The sequence below is a fragment of the Coleofasciculus sp. FACHB-712 genome (assembly GCF_014695635.1).
In the GTDB taxonomy this organism is placed as follows: domain Bacteria; phylum Cyanobacteriota; class Cyanobacteriia; order Cyanobacteriales; family FACHB-T130; genus FACHB-T130.
The window spans coordinates 14,911-27,208 of record NZ_JACJOQ010000358.1 but is presented as its reverse complement, the minus strand read 5'-3'; the positions used below and the strand labels follow the sequence as shown (position 1 = coordinate 27,208).

General features: G+C 45.7%; 9 protein-coding genes and 1 pseudogene. All 10 read right to left on the bottom strand.

The annotated features are described in order from the left end of the window. Window positions 1-440 (bottom strand): SidA/IucD/PvdA family monooxygenase (locus H6F50_RS27915; protein ID WP_347277154.1); only part of this gene is annotated, 440 nt, incomplete at its 3' end. 261 nt (window positions 441-701) lie between these two features. Further along, window positions 702-1,553 (bottom strand): annotated as a pseudogene (locus tag H6F50_RS27910) (alpha/beta hydrolase); the annotation flags it as partial. 275 nt (window positions 1,554-1,828) lie between these two features. Then, window positions 1,829-2,479, bottom strand: a complete 651-nt coding sequence (locus tag H6F50_RS09555; RefSeq protein WP_190428511.1) for an MOSC domain-containing protein — start codon at window positions 2,477-2,479, stop codon at window positions 1,829-1,831. A 74-nt stretch (window positions 2,480-2,553) separates the two neighbouring features. Then, window positions 2,554-2,877, bottom strand: coding sequence for a DUF302 domain-containing protein (locus tag H6F50_RS09550; protein WP_190428510.1), 324 nt, complete (start codon window positions 2,875-2,877; stop codon window positions 2,554-2,556). 48 nt (window positions 2,878-2,925) lie between these two features. Then, window positions 2,926-3,675: an SDR family oxidoreductase gene (locus H6F50_RS09545; RefSeq protein WP_190428512.1), complete on the bottom strand. Its 750-nt coding sequence runs from the start codon at window positions 3,673-3,675 to the stop codon at window positions 2,926-2,928. Between the two features lie 124 nt (window positions 3,676-3,799). After that, window positions 3,800-4,237 carry a cupin domain-containing protein gene (locus tag H6F50_RS09540; protein ID WP_190428509.1) on the bottom strand — a complete coding sequence of 146 codons (438 nt, stop codon included), beginning with the start codon at window positions 4,235-4,237 and terminating at the stop codon, window positions 3,800-3,802. 36 nt (window positions 4,238-4,273) lie between these two features. Beyond that, window positions 4,274-4,531 (bottom strand): hypothetical protein, encoded by a 258-nt coding sequence (locus tag H6F50_RS09535; RefSeq protein WP_190428508.1) that lies wholly within the window; start codon window positions 4,529-4,531, stop codon window positions 4,274-4,276. A gap of 346 nt (window positions 4,532-4,877) precedes the next feature. Continuing rightward, complete coding sequence (locus H6F50_RS09530; RefSeq protein WP_190424677.1) at window positions 4,878-5,417, bottom strand: DsbA family protein; 540 nt, start codon at window positions 5,415-5,417, stop codon at window positions 4,878-4,880. Window positions 5,418-5,625: 208 nt separating this feature from the next. Then, on the bottom strand, window positions 5,626-6,255 hold the full coding sequence (locus H6F50_RS09525; protein WP_190428507.1) for a response regulator transcription factor: 630 nt from the start codon (window positions 6,253-6,255) through the stop codon (window positions 5,626-5,628). Continuing rightward, on the bottom strand, window positions 6,252-12,254 hold the full coding sequence (locus H6F50_RS09520) for an AAA family ATPase (protein ID WP_190428506.1): 6,003 nt from the start codon (window positions 12,252-12,254) through the stop codon (window positions 6,252-6,254). The genes H6F50_RS09525 and H6F50_RS09520 overlap by 4 nt, the downstream gene beginning before the upstream one ends. Between the last annotated feature and the right edge of the window lie 44 nt (window positions 12,255-12,298).

The window sequence follows — 12,298 nt, the reverse complement described above, 5'->3', positions numbered from 1 at the left end:
GCTGAAGCCGCTGCACCCAGCACTGCCACAGTCTTACCGCGCAGTGCTTCAAAATCGATGGCATCGGCGGTATGTGCGTACAGCGTGCGTGGTAAGTCAGCCAGTACTGGAGGTATGTATGGACCACCAGTGCCAGCCACGCCATTGGCGAAGATAATTTTGCGCGTAGTTTCTACCTGCGGGACACCGTCTACCTCAAGGTGTAAGCGGAAGAAACCTGCATCTGGCTCAATCCGCACCAACTTCGTCCGGTAACGAACCTGGATACCGAGGAATTGCCGATACCAACTGAGGTACTCAGCCCAAGCCACTCGCCCAATGCGATCGATCTGCGCGTAGGCTGCCGCACCGTGCCGAGCTTCGTACCAGGCTTGAAAGGACAATTCTGGGATGCCTAGTTCTGGACCAGGCAGATTTTTCGGCGTGCGGAGCGTTTTCATCCGCGCTCGCGTCAGCCATACGCCTGCATGAGCCTCGTCATCGGCTGCATCGATCTCCGTCACGCGACCGATTCCAGCACGGCGTAGCGCAAATACAAAGGTGCTACCGCTGCCGCTGCCACCTATTATAGTGACATTGTGATCGATGCCAGGGCGATCGGGTACCCAGTTTTCGGGATCGGGACCGAGCAGGCGTAGTGCCTCGCGGGCATCAAAATCGGGATCGGTCGTTGTTGTCCTGTCGATCATGGTGTTCTCTACAACGTGGGTGGTCAGAAAGCAGCGAATATGATCTGCGATCGCGTCCCCATCTTCTTCCAGGGCAAAGTGTCCGGTATCGAGTAGATGAAACTCAAGATTCTGCAAGTCACGTTTGTAGGCATAGGCTCCTTCGACTAAAAAGCCCTGATCGTTTTTGCCCCACACGACTAACGTTGGGGGTTGATACTGACGCAGGTAGGCTTGCCATTGCAGATACAGCAACAAATTGGATTGATAGTCGTACTTCAATGCCAGTTGAATATCCGAGTTACCAGGGCGATCGAGAAGCGCTTCATCCAAAGTCCACGTATCGGGACTGAGGGACTCTAAATTTCTCGCTCCAGTGGTGTAATACCATTTCGCGCCCTTGATAGCTAGAGCCTGACGCACCCGCTCGGTATTCTCAGGTGTCTTGTTCTGCCAAAAAGCTCGCATTGGTTGCCAGAAATCACCTAGCCCTTCCGCGTAGGCATTGCCATTTTGCACAATCAGCGACTCTACCCGCTCTGGATTCTGCGTTGCAAGGCGATAGCCAATAGGAGCGCCATAGTCCATCAAGTAAAGACTGTAGCGTTTTAATCTGATCGCATCGATAAAGCCTGCCATTACTTCGGTAAGGCGATCGAATGTGTAATCAAACTCATCCACCGTAGGCATGGAACTATAGCCAAAGCCAGGGTAATCAGGGGCAACCAGATGGAAGGAATCCGCAAGTGCAGGTATGAGATTGCGGAACATGTGAGAGGAAGTCGGGAAGCCATGCAACAGCAGAATCGTTGGGTTGTCGCGAGAACCCGCTTCACGATAGAAAATATCTAAACCATCGATTGAGACTGTGCGATATGTGGTCATGGAATATATGCGTTGTAGAAGTATGAGAAACAGGTGTTCTGTTGTTCTCATTGTTCAATATTCATTTGATTCAGAACACTGAAGTTTGCTGAGTTAAGCGACAAGTTAGAGACGGCTTTAAAGCGTTTAAATCTTAACTCAAAGAGTAATTACAGGTTATCTCCATCCAGTTATTTCAATCGTTACAGGAAAGTGCCCTATAAGTAGTGGCTGATGGACGTGAAGCCATGCTGAGAGAACCTTCTTCAACTGGTGAAGTTTTACGACAGGTTAATTTATCTCACATCCTGACGACGACCTTGCTCCTGGAAGTAGTCGCGCCAACTTTCGGGTAAAGCTTCCAGTTGAGCAGCACGGTGAAGTAACTCTGGATTGTCTTCCTGGCGAACATAAAGTTGAGTGATATCAGCAACAGTGATGTTGTTGTCATCTCGACTCACCAACTCTAAAGTGTCTCCAGCTCCGACTTCGCCCTCTTGCAAAACACGAAAGTAAAATCCGGTTCGACGACTCGCGAGAAATCGTTTAACCATATCCGGTCGTCCAAACCGAATCCCAAGTTTGTAGCAGGGTAGACGAGGTTGTGTCACCATCAGTTTTACAGTGCCGATCGCAAAGCGATCGCCAATGTTCACTTCCTCTTCTTTCAGCCCAGTGATCGTGAAATTTTCGCCAAAGATACCTGGCGGGAACTCTGTATCAGGCAATTCACTTTGCCAGTAATCATAATGCTCGAAGGGATAGACATAGATGGCTTTGTCTACTCCTCCATGAACGGTTAGATCGGCTTGCCTATCACCGTCTAAATTAAGCGATCGCACCATCACCCGTTCGTTGAGTGGCTCTTTAAAAATTCCAGTTGTAACTGTTTTCCCTTTCGAGGTCACTTCACGCGAAAGTCCTACGTTGACAGAGATGAGTTTCATCTTTAGCTCCAAAGTTTTGGATGGCATTCGATTACGGCAGCCAACATGGGATATCGAAAAAATGACTGAGTTACTTATCGCAGTGCTTGATTGACTAAAGGTGCAATGACCGCGATGTTTTTGACCAACTCATCGGAGAGAGAGAACCGCTGTTTTAAGTAATCAGGATCGTTGTAACTCAGCCATACCTTACCGTCAGCCGTTTCCCATGCCAGTATTTTCAGGGGTAAATCCAGAGCGATCGTCGGTTCTGCCACCATGAGCGGTGTTCCGGCTTCAGGGTTGCCAAACAGCAATAACTGTGTCGGACGCAGGCTAAGTCCAACTTTTTTGGCTTCAGCGGTTCCGATTACTGAATATGGGCTGAGCTGACTGATAATGCCGTTATTTGCATTCATAGCAGCGAACTCCTCAACGGTTTTGGTGATGGGTATTTTTAGGGCACTTTAAATCTGTGCCATACCGCCATCGACAAATAACTCAATGCCGTTGACAAAGCTGCTGTCGTCTGAAGCGAGAAAGACAACGGCTTTGGCAATCTCATCGGGCGTGCCTACTCTTCCCAGTGGGATAGTGACGGCTTGACTGTCTATGAATTCCTGCAACTGCTCATCACTCAGCCCCAAGTGATCGTAACCAGGAGTCGGAACCACGCCAGGGCTAATGGCGTTAACTCGAATATGGCGCTCTTTGAGGTCGAGTGTCCAATTACGGGCAAACGAGCGCACGGCGGCTTTGGTCGCGCTGTAAACGCTGAAGGCTGGAGTGCCCACGGTAGAAGCAGTCGAGGCGTTCAGAATGATAGAAGCGCCCTCTGGTAACAGAGGCAGTGCCTTCTGCACGGTGAATAGCAGACCTTTGACATTAGTGTTGAACGTTTTGTCAAAGTGTTCTTCAGTAATCGATCCAAGTGGGACGAGTTCCCCACCGCCAGCATTGGCGAAGATTACATCGAGGTGTCCTTGCTTTTGCTCAATCGTGGCGAACAGGCGATCGAGGTCTTCCATCTTGGAGGCATCGCTCTGAACACCCGTGATGTTTTCACCGATCGCTTTGACGGCGGCATCAAGTTCAGTTTGGCGACGACCCGTAATGAACACATAGGCACCTTCGGCGACAAAGCGCTTGGCAGTGGCAAGACCGATGCCGCTGGTACCGCCGGTGACAAGAGCGACTTTTCCTTCTAGTTTTTTCATCATGATAAATCCTGTGGTTGTAGAGGGGTGAAAGAGTAGTTTGCAGTGGGTTGCTTTCAACACGAGAACGATGAGGAGCAACCTGATGTTGACGATCTGCGCTAAAAAGTTTTTCCGCATCACCTCATGTGGGGGGTAGATCTCCGGGCGCACCCAGAAATTCGTCACCTATCTCAGCAGCAATGCGTTCAAATAGCGCCAGGTCTGTTGGTTCTGTCTCATCTACCGTCCCGGTTGCTGCAATCAACCGAGCAAAACCGCTGGGTGCAGCAACGACTAATGCACGCGCTGGTTTATCGCTGAGCACGCCAACGACGTGAGGAGTGCCAGGAGAAATCAGAAAGCTTTCGCCAGGGGTTAGCACAGCCTTGTTCTCACCTGCCCAGACCGTGAGTTCCCCTTCCAGCACGTAGAGTTGTTCGGAATAGCGCGTGTGACGATGGAGGGGCGTTAGTGTACCCGGAGGGTTGTAGCCCTCAATTAGATCGTACTGACCACCTGTTGTAGTGTGATCGGCAATGATGGTGATACGATTGCCCAAAAGCCAGAAAGATTGTGTCATAAGATTGCTCTTTTCTCCTTGTGGATAGGTATAAAGTTAATGTTTAATAGCCTTATTAGTCAGAGGGGTCAATCGCTGCAAGTGTGCGATCGCTTGAATCGCTATCGCCTCATCAGGATTGCTGTCTCGATTAACTGGAAAATCATGAGATGACTGAAGCCGCTGAGCAACCTCTTGTGCAATATGGGTAAATACATGATTCAAACTGGACCTGTTGAGGTGTTGCGGCAGGCTTTGCAACTTTTCAGGATTATCGATAGCAGTGGAGTAAAGGTATTGCCGATCACGGTTCATTAGTTTGTCTCCCTATCTAAACTTCACGGTTTAGAACACATTGCTAGAGTGGGTTTCCTAGTGTTTGATCGTGCAAGCTCAGTGCAAATGTGTTTCACCTGATTCCGAATGAACTATTCCTATTCTTTGACGTTCGGCTAATTTAAACCAGGAAAGTTTTCCAAGATAGGTTTTAAGTTAAGTTCAATTTCAGCATCCTGAAGTGCAACTATATATCTGAATTGCCCAAAAAATAAATTTAAGTTAAAAACTGAATAGCACTCAAAACCATTTTTAAACAGTAATAGAATGGATGTCATAAAATTTTCCTCAGTGAGACATTAGTTAGGATTAAAAACCAGGAACATCAATTACTTACAGTGATAATTGCTGCCATCAACTGGTCAATATTCCAGCGACCGATATAGCGAATTTCATTAATAAACAGTGCTGGGGCAGCCGTTACTCCACTGTTTAATCCACTTTCGATATCTTGATTGATGCGATTGATATGTACTTTACTTGATATATCTTGCAGAAATTGAGGGATATCAAGTCCTAAATTATTGGCATACTCCACAAGATGATCGTTTCCTAACTCTTGTTGATGGGTGAACAAAATGTCATGCATTTGCCAAAACTGACCTTGGGCGGCTGCCGCTTGGGCCGCTTCGGCTGCACGTTGGGCATAAGGATGTATTTGCGGCTGTGGAAAGTGGCGAAATACAAAGCATAAGTCGTATAGCTGTTGCTGGATCGCCTTGATTAATTGGTGAGCTTCGCCACAAATAAGACATTGATAGTCACCATATTCAACGAGTGCCACTGAAGCGCTCACCAATCCCTGAATATGATCTTGTTCAGAAATTGGCACAAGCAACCGATTATAATAATCACCGAGACTCATTGGCACCTCTTAGGAAAGGAGTGCAGCAGGTAGAGACAGATGATTGCTATAAAACATCTTTCAAAATTGGGTAAATCAATACCTCTGTGTTATCTGTTGCATACTCTCAATTTAGAGAGTTAAGTCGATTTTGTCGCTGAGAAAAACTTCAGAATATAAGCTGACAAATTATGCAGATGATAACCTGACAAATTTGACAGGTATGACGCTACAAGCTAACAATGCCCCGCCTTAATGCAACGATCACCGCTTGAGTGCGATCCTCTACACCCAACTTACTTAAAATATGATTGATATGAAAGTTGACAGTGCGTTCAGTAATATGTAGAGCCTTGCTAATGACTTGGGTACTCTTGCCCGTTGTAATGAGTTGAAGTACCTCTAACTCGCGATCGCTTAATTCTGGACTCGTCATGCGCTCTAAGAGTTTGGCACCTACCTGAGGTGGAATGTGCTTCTGTCCTTTGTGAACGGTGCGAATAGCAGCCAGCAATTCTTCTGGCTCAGCATCTTTGAGTAAATATCCTTTGGCTCCTGCCCGTAATCCCTGATAAATATCTTCATCGCCCTCGTAAGTCGTCAATACGATAATCCGAGCAGCAGGAAACTCGGTGCAGATGGCAGTAATCGCAGCGACTCCATCCATCTGGGGCATTCGCAAGTCCATCAAAGTTGCATCTGGCTGTTCTTGACGAAAGACAGCAAGTGCCTCCTGACCATTTCCAGCTTGTCCAACAACAAGAATATCTGGCACTTCTTCTAGCATCCCGACCAAGCCCTGACGCACAACCGGGTGATCGTCTACAACCAGAACACGAATGGCATTAGATTGATTCATGATGGTTTTTCCTGCTGATTTACCGACACCGCGATTTCTGTTCCTTGTCCAGGATTACTCTGGATCTGGAGTTGTGCCCCAATGCGATGGGCACGTTCTGACATCCCTAATAAACCAAAGCCATTGTGGCTAGAAGAACGATCAATGGGAAATCCCTGTCCATCGTCCTTAATTCGTAATCTGCACTGCGCGGAGTCATATATCAGTTCAACGCGAATTTCGGTTGCTCTGGCGTACTTCAGTGCATTAGTCAAGGCTTCCTGTCCAATCCTGAGCAGATTATTCTCCACCTCAGAGGGTAGCGGATAGGGAATACCGATGGCTTCACACATAATTGTCGTACCAGAGGATGATTCTAACTGGGTTGCCAGTTGCTTGAAAGCGCTTAACAGATCGTTATTTTCTAATAAGTATGGACGGCGTAGCGCCTCTACAGAGCGGCGTGCCTCCGTGAGTCCAGTTCGGGCTAAGTTTTGTACTTGAGCCAGGTAAGCTTGAGCTTTTTGGGCGTCTACCGTTATCTTGCTAGCAGCAGATCTAGCGTGAATGATAATGCCCGTGAAGGACTGTGCCAATGTATCGTGAATTTCTCGCGCCATGCGGTTGCGTTCTTCCAGAATCGAGGCAGCTTCGGCGAGTTTGCGATCGCTAATATCAAGAATCACACCCAACATTTGCACAGGCTGTCCGGCTGCGTTATAAATGCCTCGACCTCTGCCAACCAACCAGTGAATACTACCATTTGGGTAGATCACTTGATATTCAGCTTCAAAATCGGTATGAGTTGCTAGAGCTGCTGTAACAGCTTGCTCAATCCGATGAATATCTTCTGGATGAACGCGATCGCGCCATGCCTGATAGCTGCTCTCAACCTCACCGGGAACTAACCCCAGCAATCGAGCATGATTGTCGTTCCAATTTACTGTGTTCTCCGTGATATTCCAGTTCCAACTACCAATGTGCGTGAAGTCCATCGTCAGCCTGCGTTGCTCTTCACTCTGTCGCAAGGCATTCTCCACTCGTTGGCGCTCTTCAATTTCTTGCCAAAGGAGCAAAGTCCGCTCAGTGATTTGCTGTTCTAACGTTTGGTTGTAGTCGGCTAGAAGTTTCTCTGCTTGTTTGCGCTGGGTGATATCTTGAAAGGCTACAATCGCATAAACCACATTGCCCTGTTCGTCAAAGACTGGGGTGCCCCATACCTCAACTGGAATTGTTGCGTTATTTTGGCGAATTTCTATGTCATCAACGGTGGTGCATTCGCCGCTCAACGCCCGGATAACTGGCAGTTTTTCAGTGGAATAGATTTGATCCGTTCCCGTGACATAGAATTGATAAATCTCTGATATTTGCTCCGGTGTCGCGGCAGGATCAACGCCTTTACCCATGAGTTCAATTCCCCGATGATTGACATAGTAAGGGTGACCCGTCGCATCAATGATGCCGATTCCCACCGGAATCGCTTCTAAAAATTGAGTCATCTGACTTTCGCTAGCGCGGAGCTTTGAGTAGAGTTTGGCATTTTCGATCGCGATCGCTGCCTGGGTTGAAAGTAGATGCAACACTTCTGATCGTGCGGGTGTAAACACTCCAGTTGCTAATCGATTTTCCAAATACAGTACACCGATCAGCTTGCTTTGATTAAGCAGCGGCAAACAAAAGACTGATTGAGTCTGGTGGTGTTGAATGTACGGCTCATTAATAAAAGTACCTTCACAAGTCGCATTATTAAGGATGACAGATTCATGAGTCCGAATCACATAATGGATGATCGATTCAGGTAAACGATTTGCCATTGGCACCGAGCGCAGTACTTGCGTCGCACAGGCTTGCTCGCCTTCATTGAGTTCACAAGCCGCTTCGATTGTCCATTCTCCTGAGTTTTCCAAAAGCAGGCATCCAGTTTGTGCCCCAGCATTTTCAATTAAAATCTGCATTAGAGAACTGAGCAACCGCACCAATTCAACCTCACTCGAAATCGCTTGAGCTGCTTTCATCACCGCCGCTAAATCGAGAGCAATATGTGAGGTATTTGAGGTGGTTCCAGTCGTAGTGCGAACTGGTGTAGAAACTATGTTGGACAACTGAGGAAATAGTTGAGGATAGCGAGTCTCTAAATCTTTTACCTTTGCCGTTGCTCCCCATCGTTCATAGCAATAGTGAGCTTCCTTCATGTAGGTTTGGGCAATTTTCGCCCTACCTCGCGCCAGATAATGTTTAGCGGCTAATTCATAGGCTAATGCTTCTTCTTGAAAATACTCATTGTCCTTGGCTCCTTGAATGGCTTGTTCATATAAGTCTTCTGCTTCAAAAAATTGACCCAAGACTCGCGCTTTCTCAGCTTCGATCAAATCATACTTGTGTTGAAAATTAGTTGGAGCGGAATGTGCCCATCTCCGCATCTTCTTCTGATTGCTATTTATTTTGAGCAGCAAATGCTCCTGTTTTGAGGAAGAGATAGACTGGTATGACTGTATCTGAACTAAAGAGTCGTAAAAATAGAATACAGGCGTTGCAAAAGTTCCTAATGCCCCATCTAAATAAAGTTCAGTTTCAGAAGCATACTCTACGGCTTGTGAGCCATTCTCAAATAAATAGCTTAGGATTAGCTTGTCTAAGTAGAAATGGTAGAGGTTACATCGATCATTTGCTTCAAGATAACTTGGTAAGAGTTGCTTTTCGCTGTAATGATTGCCAAGTAAACAACCTGGATTTTCCACTTGCTTTGCTAAATTGTAGATAACCTGCTGCAATTTGCAGAGATAATTTACAGTATTTTCTTGTTTAAGTGGAGCTAGAACATTTCTGTAAATTTTAATTTTCGATTCAACTTCGTTTAGTCGTGAACCAGCGAAATATAAATGTAAACAATCAAATAATGCACAGTATCCACTATATACTAAATCTCCGGTTTCTAGCCCAATCTCGTATCCTTCCCGGACTAGAGATAAGGTTTGATGAATATGATCTTTACAATGCATGAGATGACATGCAACTATCTCTAAAACCTTAGGCTTAAGTTTTTTACTATCTAATTTCTCCGTCAAGCTCAATGCCAATTTGCCTAATTTATAAGCCTCTTCAAAATCTCGCATTATGCCATTGAGAATCAGCCCACCGTAGGCAGCATAGGCAAGAGCTGAGGAGAAAGTATTTCCATGCCGAACAGATAGATTGATTTGCTTGCATACGATCAGCGGTAGTAGTGAAGGAGCAGCTTCAAAGGTAGCTCCAATTAAACCTGATAAGATTTGCATAGCAGCCAGTTTATCTGGCTCTTTCATCAAAGGTAGCTCCAACAAATCTTCTACATTTATGGTATTAAAGTAATCTATTGTTTCCTTTAACTGCTTTTGAACATCAACTTCTGTTGGTATTTCTGGCAAATTTATACCCAGTAACCCTAAAGCTTCTAAACTAACCTTAATTGCCTTTGTTTGCCTACCTTGCGCCATGCAAGTTTGAACCTTAGTCTCATAAATTTTTATTTTATCCAGAACCGTATTTGCTTGTTCTAGAACAACGATCGCCCATTGCTCCATTTGTTGAAAGTCGCCATACAAGTATGCTGCTTCTGTCGCTTCTTCGTACAGTGTTAAGGTCAACGTGTACTGAAACTGCCATCTATCAGCGGCTAGTAATTCTATTCCTATCGTTAAATACTGTAATGCAGCACTACGAGCTGATGATTTTTTAGCTTTCTGCCCTGCGATTAGATTCAACCTGGCTATTTTATCGCGCTCCTGTTGATCCGTCACTAAGTTACGACCTAGATTAAGGTGATCGACCACCTCAAATAACTTGCTTGATCTGGTTTCAGGCTCATTGCTTTTCAGCAATAGGTAACCAATTTGCAAGTGAACAGCTTGTAGTTGTTCCGGATCGATTAAGGCATAGGCAGCTTGCTGCACACGATCGTGCGAAAACTTGTAATTCTGAATCAGCAGATTCTCATCTAACTCTGAGGTTGCTAGAATCATATCTGACTGAATCGCCGTTGTTAGTTCAGCAAAAATTTCAGCCGCCGGTCGTTCGCAGATGGCTGAGAGCGTTGCTAAATCAAACTCAGCACCGACACAAGCAGCTAAACGTAAGACTCGTTGAGTTTGCTCTGGAAGTTGTTTCAACTTCCCGATCATTAACTCCACTACATTGTCGGTAATATTTTTGGCTTTAATCTGAGCAACATCCCATTGCCAACGTTGTTGATTAATGTTGAAGACTATGAGATCCTGGGTATGCAAAGTTTTGAGGAATTCATTGGTAAAGTGGGGGTTGCCGTTCGTTTTACGCCATACCAACTCTGCTAAAGGTGCGATCAACTCAGTATGAGTGTGCAAGGTTTCAGCAATCAGTTGAGCCACTGCCCGATGTTCTAGCGGAGCTAACATTATCTGATTAATCGCAACAGTTTCCTGCTTTAGCTTCTCTAGAATTGCCATCAGCGGATGCGCTTGGGTGATTTCGTTATCCCGATAAGCGCCAATTAAAAGCAGGGATTGCATCTCACGATCGCTCAGGATTAACTCAATAAGCTTGAGCGTAGCGGAGTCTACCCATTGCAAATCATCTAAAAAAATGACCAAAGGATGCTCATAAGAACAGCACGCTCGAATGAATTTTTGAAAGACGAGGTTAAACCGATTTTGAGCTTCAGTTGCTCCAACTTCTGGTACAGGCGACTGCTTGCCAATAATTAACTCAACTTCCGGGATGATATCAATGATGATTTGTGTGTTGGTTCCTAAAGCTGTTAAAATTCGTGATCCCCACTGTTGCACTTGTTCATCTGGTTCACTGAGCAATTGCCGCACCAATTTTTGCAGAGCATCTGCGATCGCACTGTAGGGAATATTGCGCCCAAATTGGTCAAACTTACCAGATACAAAATAACCGCGCTTTGCAGTAATAGGTTTGTAGAGTTCCTGCACTAATGCTGATTTCCCAACCCCAGCGTAGCCAGAGATCAACATCATCTCGACTTTGAATTCAGAATTTTCTTCATTCTTCAGTCTCAATTGTTCATTCCCCATTCCTGCTACTCTGTCAAACGCTGCTAATAATGCTTCAATCTCTGCTTCGCGCCCATACAGTTTTTGTGGAATTTGAAACTGATCGCAAACGTCTTGAATACCCATTTGAATACTGTCAATTTGACCTGTTTCTGCGAACTGGCAAAAACCTGTTTCTAAATCTGCTTTGATACCCCAAGCACTCTGATAGCGATCCTCTGCATTCTTCGCCATCAGTTTCAAAATAATATCTGAAACTGCTCTAGGAATCGCTGCATTTAGTTCGTGAGGGGGAACAGGCTGTTTAGCAATATGACAATGAAATAGCTCAAGGATGTCTGTTGTGGGAAACGGCAGGTGTCCAGTTAGAAGTTCGTAGAACGTCGCACCGAGCGAGTAAAAATCGGTGCGGTAATCGAGCGAACGGTTCATGCGCCCGGTTTGCTCTGGGGACAAATAGGCAAGAGTTCCTTCTAAACCATAATGGCTCTTGAACGTCGGATTTGTACGGCTAAATTGGGTAGCAATTCCAAAGTCAATAATTTTAACAACGCCAGTATCTGGATTGAAAACGATGTTTCCTGGATTGATATCTTTATGAATGACATTGGCGGCATGGATTCTGCCTAGAATGTTTGTCAGGTTGATCGCAAGCGGTAGAAAAGTAGCTAAGGGCATGGGACAGAAAGTTTCTGGTCGCTTGTGCATCCATTGCTCTAGAGACTCTCCACCAAAATCTTCTAAGAGAATGACGAGTGTGCGTTGATAGTCTTGCTGGCTGTATGCCTTAACAACGCCTTCCAGGTTGAGAGAACTGGTAATTTCATATTCTTGTCTGTAGCGTGTCAGTTCTTGGGGAGAGGGATAATCTTGCTTGAGTAGCTTAACTACAAGCGATCGCTGATCTTGCACTCGGATGCCCCGATACACTAGAGATACTGAACTCTCATAGATTTTGCAATGGAAGGCAATTCCAGGTATGGCAATCATTGAACCTCTCCCGATGAATTTTATGAGCTGAGTTAACGCCTGTC

What these genes read in the sequence shown, in the direction of transcription:
- H6F50_RS09555 (WP_190428511.1), bottom strand. Translation starts at nt 2,479, where the DNA reads ATGAAACTCATCTCTGTCAACGTAGGACTTTCGCGTGAAGTGACCTCG.
- H6F50_RS09550 (WP_190428510.1), bottom strand. Translation starts at nt 2,877, where the DNA reads ATGAATGCAAATAACGGCATTATCAGTCAGCTCAGCCCATATTCAGTA.
- H6F50_RS09545 (WP_190428512.1), bottom strand. Translation starts at nt 3,675, where the DNA reads ATGAAAAAACTAGAAGGAAAAGTCGCTCTTGTCACCGGCGGTACCAGC.
- H6F50_RS09540 (WP_190428509.1), bottom strand. Translation starts at nt 4,237, where the DNA reads ATGACACAATCTTTCTGGCTTTTGGGCAATCGTATCACCATCATTGCC.
- H6F50_RS09535 (WP_190428508.1), bottom strand. Translation starts at nt 4,531, where the DNA reads ATGAACCGTGATCGGCAATACCTTTACTCCACTGCTATCGATAATCCT.
- H6F50_RS09530 (WP_190424677.1), bottom strand. Translation starts at nt 5,417, where the DNA reads ATGAGTCTCGGTGATTATTATAATCGGTTGCTTGTGCCAATTTCTGAA.
- H6F50_RS09525 (WP_190428507.1), bottom strand. Translation starts at nt 6,255, where the DNA reads ATGAATCAATCTAATGCCATTCGTGTTCTGGTTGTAGACGATCACCCG.
- H6F50_RS09520 (WP_190428506.1), bottom strand. Translation starts at nt 12,254, where the DNA reads ATGATTGCCATACCTGGAATTGCCTTCCATTGCAAAATCTATGAGAGT.